19 protein-coding genes are annotated in these 18,440 nt (G+C 75.4%); 5 read left to right on the forward strand and 14 right to left on the reverse strand.

Features of this window, described 5'->3' with window-relative positions; genetic code table 11:
• Window positions 1-26 precede the first annotated feature (26 nt).
• The 5 genes from ACI78V_RS19505 to ACI78V_RS19525 form a co-directional block, all read right to left on the reverse strand.
• Window positions 27-881, reverse strand: a complete 855-nt coding sequence (locus tag ACI78V_RS19505; RefSeq protein ID WP_456853755.1) for an NAD-dependent epimerase/dehydratase family protein — start codon at window positions 879-881, stop codon at window positions 27-29.
• Window positions 878-1,666 carry an aldolase/citrate lyase family protein gene (locus ACI78V_RS19510; protein ID WP_456853757.1) on the reverse strand — a complete coding sequence of 263 codons (789 nt, stop codon included), beginning with the start codon at window positions 1,664-1,666 and terminating at the stop codon, window positions 878-880. Before ACI78V_RS19510 ends, ACI78V_RS19505 begins: the two co-directional genes overlap by 4 nt.
• 20 nt (window positions 1,667-1,686) lie before the next feature.
• Window positions 1,687-2,778 (reverse strand): ABC transporter ATP-binding protein, encoded by a 1,092-nt coding sequence (locus tag ACI78V_RS19515; protein WP_456853759.1) that lies wholly within the window; start codon window positions 2,776-2,778, stop codon window positions 1,687-1,689.
• Window positions 2,779-2,800: 22 nt separating this feature from the next.
• Window positions 2,801-4,279: an ABC transporter permease gene (locus ACI78V_RS19520; protein ID WP_456853761.1), complete on the reverse strand. Its 1,479-nt coding sequence runs from the start codon at window positions 4,277-4,279 to the stop codon at window positions 2,801-2,803.
• Window positions 4,280-4,419: 140 nt separating this feature from the next.
• Window positions 4,420-5,442 carry an iron ABC transporter substrate-binding protein gene (locus ACI78V_RS19525; RefSeq protein ID WP_456853763.1) on the reverse strand — a complete coding sequence of 341 codons (1,023 nt, stop codon included), beginning with the start codon at window positions 5,440-5,442 and terminating at the stop codon, window positions 4,420-4,422.
• 87 nt (window positions 5,443-5,529) lie between these two features.
• Here ACI78V_RS19525 and ACI78V_RS19530 point away from each other — a divergent pair, with 87 nt between their 5' ends.
• Window positions 5,530-5,979 carry a GNAT family N-acetyltransferase gene (locus tag ACI78V_RS19530; RefSeq protein WP_456853765.1) on the forward strand — a complete coding sequence of 150 codons (450 nt, stop codon included), beginning with the start codon at window positions 5,530-5,532 and terminating at the stop codon, window positions 5,977-5,979.
• Here the strand turns inward: ACI78V_RS19530 and ACI78V_RS19535 are convergent.
• Both ACI78V_RS19535 and ACI78V_RS19540 read right to left on the reverse strand, forming a co-directional pair.
• Window positions 5,928-6,908 carry a beta-carotene 15,15'-dioxygenase, Brp/Blh family gene (locus tag ACI78V_RS19535; protein ID WP_456853767.1) on the reverse strand — a complete coding sequence of 327 codons (981 nt, stop codon included), beginning with the start codon at window positions 6,906-6,908 and terminating at the stop codon, window positions 5,928-5,930. The genes ACI78V_RS19530 and ACI78V_RS19535 overlap by 52 nt on opposite strands.
• Before the next feature lie 6 nt (window positions 6,909-6,914).
• Entirely contained in the window at window positions 6,915-7,871 is a 957-nt protein-coding gene (locus ACI78V_RS19540) for a bacteriorhodopsin (protein WP_456853769.1), read from the reverse strand.
• A gap of 118 nt (window positions 7,872-7,989) precedes the next feature.
• On the opposite strand from ACI78V_RS19540, the gene ACI78V_RS19545 reads away from it, so the two are divergent.
• Window positions 7,990-8,292 carry a hypothetical protein gene (locus ACI78V_RS19545; protein ID WP_456853771.1) on the forward strand — a complete coding sequence of 101 codons (303 nt, stop codon included), beginning with the start codon at window positions 7,990-7,992 and terminating at the stop codon, window positions 8,290-8,292.
• 124 nt (window positions 8,293-8,416) lie between these two features.
• On the opposite strand, the gene ACI78V_RS19550 is transcribed toward ACI78V_RS19545, so the two are convergent.
• The 7 genes from ACI78V_RS19550 to ACI78V_RS19580 all read right to left on the reverse strand — a co-directional run bounded on the left by ACI78V_RS19550 (window position 8,417) and on the right by ACI78V_RS19580 (window position 15,493).
• Window positions 8,417-9,280 (reverse strand): alpha/beta hydrolase, encoded by an 864-nt coding sequence (locus tag ACI78V_RS19550; RefSeq protein WP_456853772.1) that lies wholly within the window; start codon window positions 9,278-9,280, stop codon window positions 8,417-8,419.
• Between the two features lie 66 nt (window positions 9,281-9,346).
• Window positions 9,347-10,351: an ABC transporter substrate-binding protein gene (locus tag ACI78V_RS19555; protein WP_456853774.1), complete on the reverse strand. Its 1,005-nt coding sequence runs from the start codon at window positions 10,349-10,351 to the stop codon at window positions 9,347-9,349.
• A 117-nt stretch (window positions 10,352-10,468) separates the two neighbouring features.
• The gene (locus ACI78V_RS19560) at window positions 10,469-11,641 is read right to left on the reverse strand and encodes an acyl-CoA dehydrogenase family protein (RefSeq protein ID WP_456853776.1); all 1,173 of its coding nucleotides are present in this window, start codon (window positions 11,639-11,641) and stop codon (window positions 10,469-10,471) included.
• A 191-nt stretch (window positions 11,642-11,832) separates the two neighbouring features.
• Window positions 11,833-12,735 (reverse strand): LysR substrate-binding domain-containing protein, encoded by a 903-nt coding sequence (locus tag ACI78V_RS19565; protein ID WP_456853778.1) that lies wholly within the window; start codon window positions 12,733-12,735, stop codon window positions 11,833-11,835.
• Between the two features lie 26 nt (window positions 12,736-12,761).
• A complete protein-coding gene (locus ACI78V_RS19570) occupies window positions 12,762-13,451 on the reverse strand; it encodes a maleylpyruvate isomerase family mycothiol-dependent enzyme (RefSeq protein WP_456853780.1) in 690 nt (229 codons plus the stop codon).
• Between the two features lie 43 nt (window positions 13,452-13,494).
• Window positions 13,495-14,367 (reverse strand): fumarylacetoacetate hydrolase family protein, encoded by an 873-nt coding sequence (locus ACI78V_RS19575; protein ID WP_456853782.1) that lies wholly within the window; start codon window positions 14,365-14,367, stop codon window positions 13,495-13,497.
• A gap of 31 nt (window positions 14,368-14,398) precedes the next feature.
• Entirely contained in the window at window positions 14,399-15,493 is a 1,095-nt protein-coding gene (locus ACI78V_RS19580) for a cupin domain-containing protein (protein ID WP_456853784.1), read from the reverse strand.
• Window positions 15,494-15,572: 79 nt separating this feature from the next.
• Between ACI78V_RS19580 and ACI78V_RS19585 the strand changes: the two genes are divergently transcribed.
• From ACI78V_RS19585 to ACI78V_RS19595, 3 genes are all read left to right on the forward strand, one after another.
• Window positions 15,573-16,373: an IclR family transcriptional regulator gene (locus tag ACI78V_RS19585; RefSeq protein ID WP_456853786.1), complete on the forward strand. Its 801-nt coding sequence runs from the start codon at window positions 15,573-15,575 to the stop codon at window positions 16,371-16,373.
• A gap of 44 nt (window positions 16,374-16,417) precedes the next feature.
• Window positions 16,418-16,801 carry a PaaI family thioesterase gene (locus tag ACI78V_RS19590; RefSeq protein WP_456853789.1) on the forward strand — a complete coding sequence of 128 codons (384 nt, stop codon included), beginning with the start codon at window positions 16,418-16,420 and terminating at the stop codon, window positions 16,799-16,801.
• 79 nt (window positions 16,802-16,880) lie between these two features.
• Window positions 16,881-18,380 carry a class I adenylate-forming enzyme family protein gene (locus ACI78V_RS19595; protein ID WP_456853791.1) on the forward strand — a complete coding sequence of 500 codons (1,500 nt, stop codon included), beginning with the start codon at window positions 16,881-16,883 and terminating at the stop codon, window positions 18,378-18,380.
• Window positions 18,381-18,440: the final 60 nt, after the last annotated feature.

The raw sequence follows: 18,440 nt of genomic DNA on the forward strand, positions 1-18,440 counted from the left end.
CGGCCCTGGCGGCGCCGTCCCGGTGCTCACGCCTCTGCCGCCCAGGTGCGGGCCAGCCCCTCGACCAGGTCCACCGTGGGCCGCCAGTCCAGCAGGGCCGCGGCCAGCGACGGGTCGCTGACCCAGCAGTCGGTGTCCCACTCGCGGCCGGGGTGGGCACCGGCACGGGTGGCGATCGGCCGCCCGGTGACCCGCTCGGCCGTCTCCACGAGCTCCTCGGTGGAGGTCTGCACGCCGGTGCCGATGTTGAGCACCTGCCCCGGTGGGAGGTCGTCGGCGAGCGCGGCGCGGACGCACGCGTCGACGACGTCCCCCACCCACACCCAGTCCCGCCGGCTGACCCGCGCCGGCAGCGGGACGACGGCGCCCGTACGCGCCGCCGCCATCACCACGGGGACCAGCCGCGTGGGGTGGTCCCCGGGCCCGTACACCTGGAACGCGCGCAGCACCGCCGACCGCACCCCGCGCTCGGCTGCGGCGGCCTGGAGCAGCAGCGACCCGGCGGCCTTGGTCACGCCGAAGAAGCCGCGCGGTCGCAGCGGAGCGTCCTCGGCCAGCGGCGCGGGCCCGGCGCCGTACTCGGTGGAGGACCCCAGCCGGACCACGGCCCGGCAACGGTCGGGCAGCGCGTCGGCCAGCCACGGGCTGGTGTTGACCGCGACGGTGGCGGCGCGCTCCGCAGCCGTGGCCTTCCCCCGCCCCGCGGCCAGGGAGAACACGACGTCGGGGTCGGCGGCCCGGACCGCCGCAGCGCCCGCGGAGGCATCGGCGAGGTCGACCCCGGCCCGGGTCAGCGGGACGACGTCCCAGCCGTCGGAGCGGAGCCGGGTGACCAGGTGACGGCCGACGAACCCGCCGGCCCCGGTGACCAGCGCCCTCACGCCGGTTGCGCCTCCGGGACGCCGGTCACCGCGGTCACGAACGCCGAGCGCCGCTCGGCGACCTCCTCCGCGGGCGCGCGGCGCAAGGCGTCCAGCACCGCGAGCAGCCGGGGGACCTCGACGAAGGGGTCCCGGCCGGCCATGTCCGCGGTGAACGAGCGGCGCAGGAAGGTGAACCCGGTGCCGAGCCGCACCAGCTCCGCGGCCAGCAGCACCCCCGGCACGGGGAAGCCGCCCCCGGGCAGGGTCAGGCCGCCCACACCGAAGGGCTGGTCGACCACCTCGGCGCGGACGGCATCCACCGTGCCGTCGACCAGCGGGGTGAACAGCTGGGTGGCGCCGCGGTCGATGCGCAGGTCGTTGAGGCCCACGTAGACCCGGGACAGCGGCCGCCGGGCCAGGTCGGCTGCGCGCGCGACGGCGTCCTGCGTCTCGACCAGGATGCCCAGGCCGCAGCGGCCCGCCACCAGGTCCAGGGTGCGGTCGACCTCCTCGGTCGTGCGCACCATCGGCAGCAGGAGCTCGTCGGCGCCGCGGGCCACCGCGTCGTCCACCTCGGCCGCCGTCCAGGGGCCGAAGCCGTTGAGCCGGCACAGCACCCGGCCGTCGGTGGCCGCGCGCATGCGCGTGAGGTCCCGAGGGGTGTCGGCGTTGATCTGGGTGCCCTCACCGGCCTGCCGCCGGTGCTTGCCCCGGCGCTCCCAGTCGACGACGATCCCGGCCGCACCGGCGGCGACCACGTCGGCGCCCCACGTCGGATCGACCGAGAAGAGGAGAAGGTCCACGGCGCTGAGCTTAGGCAAACCTAAACGGTTTGCCTAAGCCCGCCGGCGCGCCGCTCGACCGGCGGCACCGGCGCGGCCCCGTCCACCGCGAACGGCAGCGCGGTGCCGACGACGTGCACCGAGACGTCCTCCCCCGCCGAGGGCAGGTCCCACCCCTCCAGCCGGGCGCTGAACGCGGGCCCCGAGTGCAGCTCGAGCCGCACCCGGGCGTCGTGACCGAAGAAGTCCACGCCGCGCACCCGCGCCGTCGGGCCGCCCGCTGCGGGCGCCCCCAGCCGCAGCTGCTCCGGCCGCAGCAGGACCCGCACGGGCCCGTCCGGGCAGGCACTCTCCAGCGGCAGGACGCCGAGAGCCGAGTGCGCGTGCCCACCGCGGACCTCGGCGTCGAGGACGACGGACTCCCCCACGAACGTCGCGACGTCCAGGTCGCGCGGGCTGCGGTACAGCGTGCGCGGATCGGCCAGCTGCACCAGCCGGCCACCGCGCAGGACCGCCACCTCGTCGGCCATCGACAGCGCCTCGGCCTGGTCGTGGGTGACCAGCACCGCGGTCGCCCCGGAGGCGGCGAGCGCCTCGGCCACCGCCTGCCGGGTCTCCTCCCGCAGCGACGCGTCGAGGGAGGAGAACGGCTCGTCGAGCAGCACCAGGGACGGCTCGGGCGCCAGCGCGCGGGCCAGCGCCACCCGCTGCTGCTGGCCGCCGGAGAGCTGGTGCGGCGAGCGCTGCGCGAGCGCGGGGTCCAGACCGACGAGCGCCAGCAGCTCCGCCACCCGGCCGGTGTCCCGCCGCTGCCGCCGGGGCAGCCCGAAGGCGACGTTGCCCGCGACGCTCAGGTGCGGGAACAACCCGCCCTCCTGCGGGACGAACCCGATGTGCCGACGGCGGGCGGCCACGCTGCGGCCCGGCCCCGCGACCAGCCGGCCGCCGAGCTCGATCGTGCCGCTGTCGGGGTCGTCGAAGCCGGCGATCAGCCGCAGCAGCGTCGTCTTCCCGCAACCCGAGGGGCCCAGCAGGGCGGTGAGTCCGCCCTCGGGGACGTGCAGGTCCACCCCGGTGAGCACCGGGGTCGGGCCGTAGGACCTGGTCACGCCGGTGACGGTCAGCGAGCTCATGCGGTCGGTTCCTCGTCGGGCATCAGGTCGTCAGACCTCTCCGGGCATCGCGGGACAGCAGGACGGTGGCCGGCGCCGACAGCAGCACCATGACCACGGCGTAGGGCGCGGCCGCCCCGTACTCCAGGGCGCTGCCGGCCGACCAGAACGCCGTCGCCAGCGTCGTCGTCCCGGTGGGCGCGAGCAGCAGGGTGGCGGTCAGCTCGGTGACGACGGCGAGGAAGACCAGCGCGGCGCCGGCGCCGATGCCGGGGGCGAGCAGCGGGAGGGTCACCCGGCGCAGCCGGTCCGGGGCGGAGCAGCCGAGGGAGGCGGCGACGTCGTCGTAGAGCCGGGGCGACTGCTCCACCGCGGCCCGCACGGTGACGATCGCCCGCGGCAGGAAGAGGATCGCGTAGGCGGCCAGCAGCACCGGCACGGTCTGGTAGATCCACGGCGTCACGTCGATGGCGAGGGTGACCAGGGCCAGCGCGATGACGATCGCCGGCACGGAGCTGCCCAGGTAGGTGCTGCGCTCCAGCAGGGTGGTCACCCGGCCGCGCGCGCGGACCGCCAGCCAGCCGGTCGGCAGCGCCATCGCGGTGGTGACGGCGGCGGCCGCGGCGGCCAGCCCGAGCGTCGAGCCGGTGGTCGTGGCGAGGGAGGCGAGGTCGAGGTCGGTCGACGAGCCGCGGACCAGCCAGGTGCCCAGGCTGACCAGCGGCACGGCCAGGGACAGGCCGACGAGCGCCGCGAGCCCCAGCAGCGAGGGGACGGCGAGCGCCCCCAGCCGGACCGGCCGGCCGGGGCGGGCCACCCCCGCGCCGGTGCGGGCGTAGCCGTGCCGGCCGCGCAGCCGCACCTCGGCCAGCAGCAGCGCCAGGCACAGCAGCACGAGGACGCCGGCCAGCATCGTCGCGCCCGGCCCGTTGAAGGTGGCCCGGTACTGGTCGTAGATGGCGGTGGTGAAGGTGGCGTAGCGGAGCATCTGCAGCGCGCCGAACTCCGCGAGCACGTGCAGCGCGACCAGCAGGCTGCCACCGAGCAGGGCCACCCGCAGCTGCGGCAGCTGCACCCGCCGGAACACCGCCCAGCCGGACAGGCCCAGGCCGCGGGCGGTCTCCTCCAGGGCCGGGTCTAGCCCGCGGAAGGCGGCGACCACCGGCAGGTAGACGAACGGGAAGTAGGACAGCGTCACGACCAGCAGCGCACCGGCGTAGGTGTCCAGCCCCGGCAGCAGCGAGATCCACGCGTAGCTGTTGACGAACGCCGGCACGGCCAGCGGCGCGACCAGCAGCACGTGCCAGGCCCGCCGTCCCGGCAGGGCGGTCCGCTCCACCAGCCAGGCCGCGCCGACCCCGAGAACGGCGCACAGCAGCACGGTGCCGCCGACCAGGCGGGCGGTGTTCCACAGCAGCTCGCCGACCCGCGGCCGGAACACCAGCTCCCGGATGCCGCTCCAGCCGACGTCGACGGTCGAGGCGACGATGTAGCCCAGCGGCAGCAGCGCGAGCGCGGCCACGGCCGCGGCGAGCAGCAGCGTGACCGGCGTGCGGTGCAGCCGGGGGCGCGCGCGGACCGGGCCGCGGGGCGCCGGGCGCTCCGGCGTCCCCGGCCGGGCGGACGGCGTCCCGGGCCGGGTGGCCGGCGACGCGGGCGCGCTCAGAGCAGCCCCACCTCCTGCATCAGCTCGGTGACCCGGCGCTGGTCGAGCGACCCGGGGTCGAGGTCGGGCGCCTGCAGCTCCTCCAGCGGGGGCAGCACCTCGGCGGAGGCGACGCCGGTGCCGACGGCGTACTCGAGCGCGGTGCTCTCGGCCAGCCGCTCCTGCGCCGCGGGGCTGGTCAGGAACGCGACCAGCTGCTGGGCCTCCTCCGGCTGGTCGGTCGAGGCCAGCACGCCGGCACCGGAGACACTGACGAAGGCGCCCGGGTCCTGGTTGCGGAAGTAGTGCAGCCGCGCGTCGTCGCCCTGCAGGGCGTTCTCGGCCTGGTCGCGGTACCAGTAGTAGTGGTACATGACGCCGGCGTCGATCTCGCCCTCGTCGGCGGCGCGCATGACCGCGGTGTTGCTCTGGTAGACGTCGGCGTTGCGCTCCAGGCCCTCCAGCCAGGCGCGGGCGGCGTCCTCCCCGCGCAGGGCGAGGACGGCGCTGACGATCGCCTGGAAGTCCGGGCCACCGGCGGCGATGCCGATGCGGCCCTCCCACTCCGGGTCGGCCAGCTCCATGATCGACGCCGGCAGCTCCGCCTCGGGGAGGACGGCGGGGTTGTGGACGAGCACGGTGGAGCGGGCGGCGAAGCCGGTCCAGTGGCCCGACGAGGGCCGGTACTGCTCCCCCACCTGGTCGAGGGTGGCCTGGTCCAGCGGCGCGAGCAGCCCCTCGTCGTCGAGGATGTCGATCGAGGGGCTGTTCTCGGTGAGGAAGACGTCGGCCGGCGACGCCTCCCCCTCCTGCACGATCTGGTTGGCCAGCTCGGCGTCGTTCGCGTCGCGGAACTCCAGCTCGATGCCGGTCTCGGCGGTGAAGTCCTCGAGCATGGTGCGGACCAGGCTCTCGTGCTGCGCGCTGTAGACCGTCAGGGTCGGGGTGTCCCCGGCGGCGTCGGAACCACACCCGGCGAGCGCCCCGGCGGCGGTGAGAGCGGTGAGTGCGGTCGCGGTTGCCCGCCCCGGCCTGATCACGTGCGGACCTCCAGAAGATAGGCAAGCCATACCTGACCGGAAGGTGTACCACGGACCGCCGTCGCGGCGTCGGCTACAACTGGTCCCGTGCCCTCCGGACCCACCCTGGCGATGCGCACCGCCCGCTTCGCCGAGCTGAGCCCCTTCGACGTCTACGCGCTGTGCCGGCTGCGGGTCGACGTCTTCGTGGTGGAGCAGCAGTGCCCCTATCCCGAACTCGACGGCCGGGACGTCGAGCCGGCCACCGTGCACCTGTGGTTCGACGACGACGGCACGGTCGCGGCGACCATCCGGGTGCTGGACGACGGCGACACCCGCGCGATCGGGCGGGTCGCCACCGCGGCGACGCACCGCGGGCGCGGGCTGGCCGCCGACCTCGTCCGCGCCGGCATCGACCTGTGCGCGGGCTACCCGATCACCCTCGGCGCGCAGGCCCACCTCGAGGGCTGGTACGAGCGGTTCGGCTTCCGCCGCAGCGGTCCGGGCTACGTCGAGGACGGCATCCCGCACGTGCCGATGCGCCGTCCCGCCGCCTGACGGCCCGCGCTGCCCTGCTCCCGGTCGAGCCAGGAGACGACCAGGGCGTGCGGCACGGTCAGGGCGGCGAGCACCGGCAGCAGGGCGACGACGAGACCCCGACCGCCGTCCGTCGTCTGCCAGAGCACCACGAGCGCCCCCAGGGCGACCGCCGTCGGCAGGGCGGACGCCCGCAGGAAGCGGCGCAGCGCGGCAGCCGGCTCGGCACCGGGGTCCTCGGCGACCACCCGGGCCACGTGCCGCACGGCGTGCCAGGTGCCGAACCAGAGCCCCAGCGCGGCCGGAGGCGGCAGCAGCAGGCCCACCGCCAGCAGCACGGCGACCTCCAGCGCCTCCAGCCGTCGTCGCCGGAGCAGGAGCGCGGCACCGAGCACCACCGCGGCGGCGACGACCACGGGCACGACGGCCGGCGGCAGCAGTGGCACTCCCTCGGGGTGGCCGGGGAGCACCGCCGCGACGACCTCCGCCGCCTCCGGGGACGGGCGGGCCAGCGGGACGAGCAGGACGACCGAGCCGAGGACCACCGCCGCCGGCACCCGCCGCCGTACCGGGCCCCCGGCGCGCAGGTCGGCGACCGCGGTCTCCCCACTGCCGAAGTGCCAGACCGAGACGGCCACGAAGACGGCCAGGCCCGGGCCGGGGAACGCGCGGAAGAGCAGCCAGCTCGCGGCGGCGAGCGCGGCGTACCCGCCGGCGACGGCCGCCTGCCGGCCCGGCGACCGGCCCGCACGGGCGCCGAGGAGCACGTGGTCGACCGCGCCGTGGGGCAGGCCCAGGAGCAGGCCGGCGACCAGGACCGCCTCTGCTCCGGAGCCCCACCCGCCGGGCACGACGAGCTCGACGGCCAGCCCGAGGAGTGCGGCGCCGAGCGACACGACGGTCGCCGTCCCCAGTGGTGACGACGGGCCGACCGCCGTCCGGCCGGCCACGGCCGGTCAGGCCCCCCGCGGCCGGGCGGCGCCGTCCCGGTCCGGGACGTGGCCACGGTCCCCGCGCAGCCGGTCGAGCACGGCCGGCGACACCCGGCCCAGCTCGGCCAGCACGCCGTCGCTCTTGTGCACGTTGCTGGACCACACCGGCTCGGGGTGGGTGTCGACGCCCGCGGCCACGTCCTCGGCGGTGCGCAGCTTGGCCACCTTGTGCACCAGCACGCCGAAGCCGATCTTGGCCACGACGTCGGCCGCCGAGTAGCCGACCTGCATGGTGGTGAACCAGGCCGGGGTGACGTCGACGAAGACGGGGACCGCGTAGACCAGCGGGTAGATGCCGAAGCTGCTCAGCAGCACGATCGTCGCGTTGCGCAGGCTCGCCGCCGCCTCCGCGCCCATCGTCGGCAGCGAGCGGCGCACCGCGCCGATGAGCGCGACGTACAGGTAGGCGAAGAAGACGGTGCTCACCAGGCCCCACACGACGAGGGCGAGGGTGTCGCGGCCCTGGTCGACGACCTGCGCCCCGATGTACCCGGTGACGATCATGAGGAAGGCCGCAGCCATGGTGCTGAAGCGCAGCCGGCGGGCGGCCGCGCCGGCGATGGAGCAGACGGCGAGCAGCTCGACGGTCAGCAGCGGCACGGTGACCGACCAGTCGATGTAGCGGGTGCCCTCGGTCGTCCGCGCCTCCTCGTTGGGCACGTACACGCCATCCTCGAGCCGGAACCCGCCGTCCCAGTCGAGGTAGAGGACCAAGTAGGCCACCGTCGCCACGGCGGCGAGGCAGACGGCGGCGTACGACGACGGCCGGTAGCGCGCGGAGACCTCGTCCCGGCTGATCCAGGAGTACAGGAAGTAGGCGAACAGCGCGAAGCCGGCGCCCAGGATGGCCAGCTGCACCACGTCGTAGAGACCCAGCGGCATGGTCTGCAGCTCGGGCACGGGCGAGTCGGACGGGTCCACGGGCGGCTCCGCGACGCAGGGACAGGACGGGGTGACCGGTACGCGCTACCCGTCCGCACGGCCGGCCCAACCCCGGCGCGGTCGGGCACCGTGGGCCGCGGTCGGGCAGCATGCCCCCGTGGACCCCGACGAGCTGCTCCGGACGGCGGCCGCACGGCTCGAGCAGCTCGCCGCCCGCAGCACGCCCGGCGACTGGCGGGCCGGTGGTCTGCTGGCCAGCCGGCCGGAGGTGGTCGCCCACCTGCCGGGCGGGCGGACCGAGCACGTGGCGGAGGCGCGGGCCGGGACGGGGCCCTGGATCGCCGCGGTGTCACCGGCGCTGGCCGCTCCGCTGGCCACCTGGCTGCGGGCGGCGGCCACCGGCCAGGTGGACCCGGCCGCCGAGGCGTTCGCGCGGGCACTGCTGGCCCGGTTGCCCTGAGGCGGGCGCCGCTGGAGCCCCGCGGGGAGGCCCGGGCCCCCCGTGACACCGGGTCCCCCCGCGGTGCCCCGACAGTCTATGAAACCGCGACGTTCAGTTATCACGCGGCCCAGGAGACGGGGGCTCAGCGGTGGTCGGCGACGAAGCGGGCGATCTCCCCCGCGAGCGCGGCCTCGGCGCCGCCGTACTCGTGGCCGGCCCCGGGCAGCTCGACGCACCGCCGGTCGGCGACCGTCATCCGCCCGTACAGCGCGCGCCACGCCTCGGCCCGCGTCTCCGCGCCGCCCCAGGCGAGCAGCAGGGGGGACGCCGAGGCGTTGCAGCCGTCCAGCCAGCGGTCCGGGCGCTCGGCGAGGCGCTCGAGGAAGGAGGCCGCCGAGATGGCGAAGTACCAGGCGGGGACGGGGATGAGCAGGTGGCCCCGGCCGCGGTCGACGAGGTCCTGCGCGCGGGCCCGGGCCGACTCCAGGGCCGCGTCGTCGGCGAACCACGCCGACAGCGGGAAGCGCACGGAGGTCAGCGGGGAGAGGAAGACCCGCCCCGCCACCTCCGGCCCGGGGGCCCAGTCGCCGAGGAAGTACCCCCCGGCGGAGTGGCCGACGACGAACACCGGCAGGCCGGTCCGCTCCTGCAGCCAGCCCACCCCGGCCCGGAGGTCCAGCGGTCCGTCGTCGAGCCGCTCCCACATGCCGCCGTACGCGGCCTCGGCGCCGGTGGCGATGCCGGCGGCGTCCCCGAGCCGGCTGTAGCCGAGGTCGTGGCAGCGCAGGTTGAGCGCGAGGTGCACGAAGCGGTCCGGCGCGACCAGCGGCGGGAGGGTGCGGGGCGGACCGGAGTAGAAGTTGCCGCCCTTGCCGTGCACGTGCAGCAGCGCGGCCTCCGGGCGGGCCGGCGGCGGGTACAGCAGACCCTGGAGCGACTCGCCGTCCTCGGCCCGGACGTCGACCAGCTGCGGGCCGCCGGTGGGCAGGCCGGACACCGTGGTCATGGGTTCCTCCCGTCGGGGGACGGCGTCCCCGGTGCGGCACCGTCGGCGCACCGGGGACGCCGCCGGTCAGTCGTCGAGGATGACCTCGTCGTAGTCGATCTCCGCGTCCAGCAGCCCGTAGCGGGTCATCAGCTCGCCGGTCAGCTCGATCGACTCGGGGTCGTTCTGCCCGCGCCACTGGATGAGGTTGATCGACTGCGCCAGCGCCGGGTCGAGGTCGACCAGCTCGGGCAGGGCCGCACGGAAGGAGTCCGGGTCCTGCTGGATGTCCTCGGCCGTCGCCTGCACCGCACGGCCGAAGGCCGCCACGACGTCGTCGCCCACCCGGGCGATGGTCTCGTCGGTCATCACCATGGTGCCGATCTGCAGGCCCGGGTCGATCGCGTGCCACGGCCGGGCGACGACGCGCATCCCCTGGTTCTGGCCGATGGTCGCGAACGGCTCGATGACGATGCCGGCGTCGACGTCGCCGCGGGAGACGGCGGCCAGGATGTCCGGGAAGGGCAGCTCGACCGGGCTGATCGCGTCGGGCGCGAGCCCCTGCTCCTCCAGCATGCTGCCGATCGCCAGGTCGTTGACGTTGCGGAGCGCGTTGACCCCCATCCGGATGCCGTCGAAGTCCTCCGGGCCCTGGATCGGGCTGTCGGCGCGCACCAGGACGGCGGCGAAGTCGCCCTCGGCCTCCTCGGAGGTGGCACTGCCGGCGGCGACCATCTTGATCGGCAGGTCGGCCCCGATGCTGGTCAGCGTGGAGACCAGGTCCAGACCCAGGACGTCCATGTCGCCCTGCAGCAGGGCCGGGACGGTCGAGGTGCCACCGCCGGGGTTGACCCGCGGCTGCAGGTCGATGCCCTCGTCCTCGAAGTGCCCGCGCTGGACGCCGTAGCTCACGAAGGCGAACGGGCTGCCGGGGGTCTCGGCCATGGTGAGCGTCGTCAGACCGCCGCCGTCCCCGCCGCCCGTGGCGCCGGCCGCGTCGCTCGAGCCCTCGTCGTCGGACCCACCGCAGGCGGCACTGGCCATGAGGACGGTGGCGGTCACCAGCGCCCAGGCGGCTCTCGAGGACTTCATCCGGTCTCCTTGGAGGTCGTTCGGGACGCCGGCCTGGCGGACGGCGCGCTGTAACGTACGTCACGGTTCCGTCCACGACAATCGACGTGGAGGAAGTTCCGCAAGGTCGAACTCAGCTCACTTCAGCGAGAAGTGCACCCAGCGCTTGCCCTCCTCCAGCCCGGCCAGCTCGCGGCCGGCGGACTGCATGATCAGCGGCGAGGACGACACGTGCTGGGTGCCGCCGTGCACGTCGCGGAAGAGCCGCTGCACCGTGCCCCTGCGCAGCGCGTCGGTGCCGGCGGAGGTGTAGGCGAACTGGGCGATCTCCGCGACCGAGAACGTCGCGTTGTGCAGCGCCACCCGGTTGAGCGTGTGCAACCGCAGCGGGATCTCCCCGCCCCGGGCCAGCGCCGCCTCGATCTCCTCCCACACCTCGTAGAGGAGGGCCTTGGCGGCGCGCAGCCGCACCTCGGCCTTCGCGAAGTGCTCGGCGAAGGCGACGGTGTCGGTCAGCGCCCCGGGGCGACCGGCCTTGGCGCGGACGACGGCGGCCAGCTCGTCGAGCACCCGGCGTCCGACGCCGAGCACCCAGCCCCCGTGGTTGATGCTCGCGAAGTTGCCGATGCCGATGCGGTACAGGTCGCCACCGGTGACCGGCTCGGTGCTCAGGGAGGGGTAGCTGTACTCGAGGGGGACGAAGCAGTCCTCGAGCGTGTAGTCGATGCTCCCGGTGCCGCGCAGGCCGAGGACGTCCCAGTTGTCGATGAGGGTCACCTGCTCGAGGGGCACGATGAAGAACCGCGTCTCGCCGGTCCCGGTGTCCTGCGCGGCGGTGTGCAGGTGGGTGCAGTGCTTGATGCCGGAGGCGAAGGACCACTCGCCGCTGATCCGGTGCCCGCCGTCCACCGGGACGGCGCGGCCGGGCCTGGTCCCCTGGCCGGCGATGCCCAGCCGCGGCGTGGCGAACAGCTCCCGGGCGGCGTCCTCCCCGAAGAACGCCCCGGCCAGGCCGGTTGCCAGGCCCATGGCCATCGTGACCCAGCCGGTCGAGGGGTCGGCGTAGGAGAGGGTGCGGAAGAGGTCCATCGCCTGCCGGGGGGTCATCTCGGCACCCCCGAGCGCGCGCGGGGTGAAGACGCCGATCGCACCGATGTCGTACAGCGCCTCGACCACCGGCTCGGCGATGCGTCCCGTGCGGTCGTTCTCGTCGCCGTGGCCGTCGACCAGCTCGTACAGCCCCTCGGCCGCACGGAGGACGTCGGACGGCGTCCTCCCGGTGGACACCGGTTGCTCCCGCACCGTCGTCATCGCCTGCTCCTCCGTCGCCGACTCCGTTCCGCAGGCGAATCTAGGGACGTGTGACGCGGAGCACGACGCTGCGGTGATAGGCAGTCGCGTCGCACTGATTCCTGTTGGGAATGAGCGGGCCGACCAGCGATGGCGTACTCGGCGCGCGGGTCGGGGTCGCGCCGCCGGTCACCGGCGATGACGACGAGGTGTCAGCCCACCGGCGGGTGGTCGCCGTCCTCCCAGGGCCGCAGGGCGAGGAAGTTCTCGAGGACGGCCGGGCGCGGACCGGCCCGCCACAGGGCGCCCATCGTGAGGGTGAGGTCGCCGTCCTCCAGGGGCACGTAGGCCACGGTGACCTGCGCGGCGAGCCGCGCCGACGCCGGCGCGAACGCGACCCCCAGACCGCCGGCGACCAGACCGAGCGCGATCGAGGTGCTGCTCACCTCGTGCGCGACCCGCGGGCTGAAGCCGGCCCGGTTGCAGGCGGTGACGTAGTAGTCGTGCAGGCCGGGCTCCACGGACCGGCCGACCAGGATGACCTCCTCGCCGGCGATCTCCTCCAGCCGCACCGAGGAGCGCCCGGCCAGCCGGTGCCCGCGGGGGACGACCAGCAGCACCGGTTCCTCGCTGACGACCTCGGTGCGCAGCTCGGGACGGGGCGCCACGGGCAGCCGGACGAACGCCAGCTGCAGGCTCCGGTCGGTGACCCCCTCGAGCGCGGTCCGGCTGGTCGCCTCGCTGAGGCTCAGGACGACGCCGGGGTGGTGCCGCCGGAACACCCGCAGCGACCGCGGCAGCAGGTCGGCCAGGGCCGGCTGGATGAACCCGATGGCCAGCCGGCCGACCTCACCGCGGACGACGGCGCGGGCCCGGTCGACCGCGCCGTCGGCGCGGGCGAGGACCTCGACCGCCTCGGCGAGGAAGACCCGCCCGGCCTCGGTGAGGGACACCCCGCGGCGGTCGCGGTCCAGCAGCTGCACGCCCAGCTCGTGCTCGAGGGCGCTGATCTGCTTGCTCAGCGCCGGCTGCACGATGTGCAGCTTCTGCGCGGCCCGCCGGAAGTGCAGCTCCTCGGCGACGGAGACGAAGTACCGCAGGTGCCGCAGCTCCACGGGCTACCGGGCCGGGGCGGGCGAGCTCACAGCCACGCCGGCACCGCGGGGATGCCGCCGTCCGCGCTGAGCCCGTCGCCGCGCGAGCGCCCGGTGAGCCACGCCGTCACCTCGGGCAGCGAGCCGGAGACGGCCACCGCGCCGGTCCCCCACTCGCGGTCCCCGGCGAAGACGACGACGTCGGGCACCTGGTCGCGGCGGTCCCACATGCGGAAGACGTCGTCGATCATCGCCGCCTGCACCTCGTCGTCGATGTCGGCGAAGCCGACCCCCGCGTCGAGGTCGACGGCGTGCACGTACACCTCCCGGCAGCGCATCCACGGCACCTCCGACGCCGGCACCTCCCGGCCCTGGGCGGTGCGCACCGTCGCCGCCCAGGACTCGTCCGGCAGCGCGTGCACCGCGTCGGCCAGCCGCGTGGTGGCGGCCAGCACCTCCGCCCGCAGCTCGGCGGGCGACAGGGCCGCCGCCTCGGCGATGCCCGCCTCGCGGGCCTCCGGGGAGGCGTACATCGGCGTCTCGACGCCCGTGCGCGCCCAGGCCAGGAGGTTGCACAGCGCGTCGGCGTTGCGGGCCACGTGCGCCAGCAGGTGCTGGCGGTTCCAGCCGGGGAGCAGCGACGGGGCCTGGAACTCCTCGTCGGTGAGCCGGCCGAGTGCGGTGCCGAACAGCCGCTCCCCGTCGGCCCACCAGTCGAGCGTCTCCGGCTTGGTCATGCGCTCCTCCTCCACGCTGGCGCCTCCACCGTGCCGGAGCGGCTCAGCGGACGGTCACGGCCATCGAGCCGATCCGGCTGATGGTCATCTCCAGCTTCTCACCCGGCGTGATGGGGCCCACTCCCGGCGGCGCGCCGGTGAACAGCACGTCGCCCGGCAGCAGGGTCATGACCGCCGAGGCGTAGGCGACGATCTGCGGCACCGGCGTGAGCAGGTCGCGGGTGTTGACGGCCTGGCGCACCTCCCCGCCGCTGGTGAGCAGGATGTCGAGGTCCGAGCCGTCCCCGACCTCGTCGGCGGTGACCAGCACCGGCCCCAGCGGGCTGAAGGTGTCGTAGCTCTTGCGGCGCGAGCGGTCCGCGGCGCTGCGCACGGTGATGTCGAGGCCGGCGGTGAACCCGAGGACGGCGTCCATCGCGGACTCGACCGGGATGTCCTTGCCGCCGCGGCCGATGACGACGGCCAGCTCCGACTCGTGGTGCACCTCGTGCCCGGCGGCGACCACGTCCGGCGGCAGCACGATCTCCGCCCCGGGCCCCACGATCGACGACGGCGCCTTGAGGAAGACGTCGAACTCCATCATCCAGTGCTCGACCCGGCCCAGCGTCCGCTCCTGGACGCCGTGCATCTCGGCCACGTGGTCGCCGTAGTTGCTCGCCGCGGCGATCACCTTGGAGGGCCCGAGCACCGGTGCCCGCAGCACGACCTCGCCGACCGGCCGCGGCCGCCCTGCCGACGCGGCCTCCCGCAGCCGGGGCGCCACGGTCGCGAAGTCGCGGCACAGCGCCCGCCACCAGCCGGCCGTGACCGGGTCGGGGTCGTGCGGCCAGGGCAGCGCGCCGGTCACGTCGACCAGGGTCGCGTCGTCGGCGGACACCACGCCGAGCCGGTTGTCGTCGAACAGTGCGAGCTTCACGGGTCTCCAGGGTCAGGGGGGTGTGTCGTGCTCAGCGGGGGGTGAAGGTGCCGGTGACCGTCTGCGGGCCGGGCAGGACCTGCTCGCGGTAGATGCCCAGCGCGCGCAGCACCGGGGCGTCGGTGAGCGCGAACAGCACGCTCTCCTCGCCGGCGAGGTGCTCGACCGCCGACCAGGACGGCGCGACGAACATGTCGCCGGGCCCCCAGTCGAAGCGCTGCCCGTCGATCACCGTCGAGCCGCGGCCCCGGAAGGCCACGAAGACGGCGTTCCCGGAGCGGCGCACCGCGCGGCCGTGCCCGCCGGCCCGGACGCGGAGCACCGAGCAGGCCAGGGTCGGCAGCACGCTGGCCCCGGTGGTGGGGTTGACGTACTCCAGCGCGAGGACCGGCTCGTCGGAGTCGGCGGCCAGCCGGTCCAGCTCGGCGGCGGTGTCGGCCCAGCGGTAGACCAGCAGCGGCGAGGGCGCCGGCGTCAGCGCCCCGTCGACCGAGCCCTGGACGTACCGGGTGCCGGGCGGGTGCGCCCGCTCGGAGAGGTTGTGCTCGGCCGGCTGCGGCTGGCTCTCCCCCGGCCCGGGGTAGGGCTCGAAGAAGACGGCGTCCAGCGCCTCGACCATCGGCAGGTCCAGGCCGTCGAACCAGAACATCTCCGAGTCGCCGCCGTTGACGTGGTCGTGCCAGTTCCACGACGGGGTGAGCACCAGGTCGCCGGGGTGCATGTCGCACGCGTCGCCGTCGACCGTCGTCCAGACGCCCTCGCCCTCGAGGACCCAGCGGACCGCTCCGGGCGTGTGCCGGTGCGCGGGCGCGGTCTCCCGCGGGCCGAGGCACTGGATGGCGCCCCACAGCGTGCCGGCCGCGTACGGCCGGCCGCCCAGGCCCGGGTTGGCCAGGCTGAGCACCCGCCGCTCCCCGCCGCGCTCGACGGGCACCAGCCGGATGGCCCGGCGGGCCAGCGGCTTCATCGTCGCCGCCGACCACAGCCACGGGACGGCGCGCGGCTGCGGCGTCGGGGTGAGCAGCTGCTCGGTGATGGTCCACAGCGGGCGGAGGTCCACCGCGGCCAGGTCGCGGTACAGCGCCTCCAGCTCGAGGTCGGTGCGCGTCTCGGGGGTGGCAGTCATCGGAGGACCTCCCAGGTCATGGCGGTCAGGCTAGACAGCGGTTCCATGCTCCACCTAGCACGCGCTCTACAGTTCCGGTATGTCGAATCGTGAAGCGCCCGGCCCCTCGCTCCCCGAGGCTCCGACCACCACGTCGGTCGACAACGCCCTGTGGCTGCTGCAGCTGGTGGGCGAGAGCCAGGCCCTGCGCGTGGCCGAGGCGGCCGAGCTCCTCGGCGTCGCCCGGTCGACGGCGCACCGGCTGCTCACCGCCCTGCGCCGGCGCGGGTTCGTCATGCAGGACCGCCCCAACGGCGCCTACCGGCCGGGCCCGGCCCTGTACGAGATCGGCCTGGCGGCGGTGAACCGGATCGACATCCGGCGCGTGGCCCGCCCGGTGCTCGAGCAACTGCGCGAGGAGACGCAGGAGACGGTCAGCCTGGCGCTGCTCGAGGGCACGACGGTGCGCTTCCTGGACTGCGCCGAGAGCCCGCGGTCGGTCCGCGTCGGCAACCGCACCGGCGTCGTCCGCCCCGCCCACGCCTCGGCGGTGGGCAAGGCGGTCCTCGCCGGGCTGTCCGACGCCGAGCTGGACCGCCGCTACCCCGACGGCACCCTCCCGCCGGCCACGACGACGGCGGCGCTCACCGACCTCGCCGGCCTGCGCGCGGAGCTGGCCACCATCCGGGCGCAGGGCTACGCGCTCAACTGGGAGGAGAGCGCCGACGGGGTCTGCGCGGTGGCGGTGGCGCTCAAGGACACGGTCGGCCAGCCGTTGGCCGGGCTGGGGGTGGCCGCGCCGAGCAGCCGGATGCGCGACGTCGACGCGATCCGCGCGCTCGCCCCGGCCGTCGTCCGCGGTGCCGAGCTCGTGCAGGAGCGGCTGCGCACGCCGTCCTGACCGCCGGGGTTCACGCCCGGAGCGCCGCGGGTAGCCCGCACGACGTGGCAGAGCGCACGGGGCCGGGTGGATTCGCCGAGCGACTCGGGGTGGAGGTGACCACCGCCGACGACGGCAGCGCCCGCATCGGGTTCGAGGCCCGCGACGAGCACCTCAACCCGGCCGGCACCCTGCACGGCGGCGTGCTCGCGACGCTGGTCGACACCGCCATGGGCCAGGCGGTGCGCACCACCACCGGGGAGGGCGAGGTCCCCGCGACCAGCCAGCTGACCGTCACGTACCTGCGCCCCGGCCGGCCCGGGCCGCTGACCGTCACCGCGCGGGTGCGCACGCGCGGCCGGCACCTCACCGTCTGCGAGGCCGACGTCGAGCAGGAGGGCGAGGCGCTCGCCCACGCCGTGGCGACGTTCGCGCTGCTGCAGCGCTGACGGCGTCGCGCGGTGCATGGACACCGCGACGGCGCGGCCGGGACACTGCGGCGTCCGGACGACGGCAGCGGAGGTCGCGGTGACCCACCCCTTCGACACCAGCGGCATCGCGACCGGTCCCGACGGCGTGCGTCGCTACACCGACCTGCCGGCCGACGTCCCGGCCCTGCTGCGCCGCGCGGTCGAGCGACGCCCCGACGCCGTCGCGGTGGGCGAGCCGGGCGGTGCCCGCCTCACCTACCGGCAGCTCTGGGAGGCGGCGGCCCGCGTGGCCGGCGGGCTGCGTGCGGCCGGGGTCACCCCCGGCGACCGGGTGGCCAACCGGCTGCCCAACGGCGTCGACTGGGTCCTGACGTTCTGGGGGACCCTGCTGGCCGGCGCCGTCGCCGTCCCGGTGAACACCCGGTTCGCCGGACCGGAGGTGCGCTACGTCGTCGAGGACTCCGGCGCGGCGCTCGTGGTGGAGCCGGGGGCCCCGCTGCCGGACGGCGACCCGGTGGTGGCCCCGGTCGCGGACCACGACACCCTGGCCGCGATCTTCTACACCAGCGGGACGACGGGCTTCCCCAAGGGCGCGATGACCACCCACGGCAACTTCCTGTCCAACGTCGAGACGTGCCTGCGCTGCATGTCCATCGACCGCGAGGAGCCGCTGACGACGCTGGTCTCGGTGCCGCTGTTCCACGTCACCGGCTGCAACTCCCAGCTGCTGGTGGCCACCGCGGTCGCCGGTACGACGGTGGTCATGCCGGCGTTCGAGGTGACCGCGTTCCTGCGGGCGGTCCAGGAGGAGCGGGTGACCCACCTGGTCTCCGTGCCGGCGGTCTACTGGCTCGCGCTGCAGCAGCCCGGCTTCCCCGACGTCGACACCTCCTCGGTGCGCGCGGTCAACTACGGCGGGGCGCCGATCGCCCCCGACCTGGTGCACCGGATCCAGCGGGCCTTCCCCGCCGCCCGCGTCGGCAACGGCTTCGGGCTCACCGAGACCTCGTCGGTCACCACCTTCCTGCCGCACGAGTACGCCGCCGAGCACGCCGACTCCGTGGGGTTCCCCGCCCCGGTCGTCGAGCTGGACCTCGCCGACGTCGACCCGCGCACCGGCGTCGGCGAGCTGCTGGTCCGCGGCCCCAACGTGGTCGCGGGCTACTGGCGCAAGCCCGAGCAGACGGCGGCCACGTTCGTCGACGGGTGGCTGCACACCGGCGACCTGGCCCGCATCGACGACCTGGGCCTGACCTACGTCGTGGACCGGAAGAAGGACATGATCAACCGCGGCGGGGAGAACGTGTACTGCGTCGAGGTGGAGAACGTCCTCGCCGCCCACCCCGCCGTCGGCGAGGTCGCGGTGGTGGGTGTGCCCGACCCGATGATGGGCGAGAAGGTCGGCGCGGTCGTCGTCCCGCGGCCGGGCGGGGAGCTCGCCGCCGCGGACCTCCTCGCCTTCGCCCGGGTGCGGCTGGCCGACTTCAAGGTGCCGCAGTACCTGGCCGTGCGCTCCGACCCGCTGCCCCGCAACCCGGGCGGCAAGGTGCTCAAGCCCCCGCTGCGCGCGGAGTCGGAGTGGCTGCCGGTCGGGTGACACCCGGACCTGTCGGGCACGGGGGACCGGGCGGTACGGTCGGCGCGGCCGCCAACCCTC

The sequence above is a fragment of the Geodermatophilus sp. SYSU D00742 genome, assembly GCF_054049935.1.

Bases quoted from the DNA above. Each gene is read 5' to 3' on its own strand.
- ACI78V_RS19515 (WP_456853759.1), bottom strand. From the start codon at position 2,778: ATGAGCTCGCTGACCGTCACCGGCGTGACCAGGTCCTACGGCCCGACC.
- ACI78V_RS19585 (WP_456853786.1), top strand. From the start codon at position 15,573: ATGTCGAATCGTGAAGCGCCCGGCCCCTCGCTCCCCGAGGCTCCGACC.
- ACI78V_RS19560 (WP_456853776.1), bottom strand. From the start codon at position 11,641: ATGACGACGGTGCGGGAGCAACCGGTGTCCACCGGGAGGACGCCGTCC.
- ACI78V_RS19570 (WP_456853780.1), bottom strand. From the start codon at position 13,451: ATGACCAAGCCGGAGACGCTCGACTGGTGGGCCGACGGGGAGCGGCTG.
- ACI78V_RS19550 (WP_456853772.1), bottom strand. From the start codon at position 9,280: ATGACCACGGTGTCCGGCCTGCCCACCGGCGGCCCGCAGCTGGTCGAC.
- ACI78V_RS19580 (WP_456853784.1), bottom strand. From the start codon at position 15,493: ATGACTGCCACCCCCGAGACGCGCACCGACCTCGAGCTGGAGGCGCTG.
- ACI78V_RS19555 (WP_456853774.1), bottom strand. From the start codon at position 10,351: ATGAAGTCCTCGAGAGCCGCCTGGGCGCTGGTGACCGCCACCGTCCTC.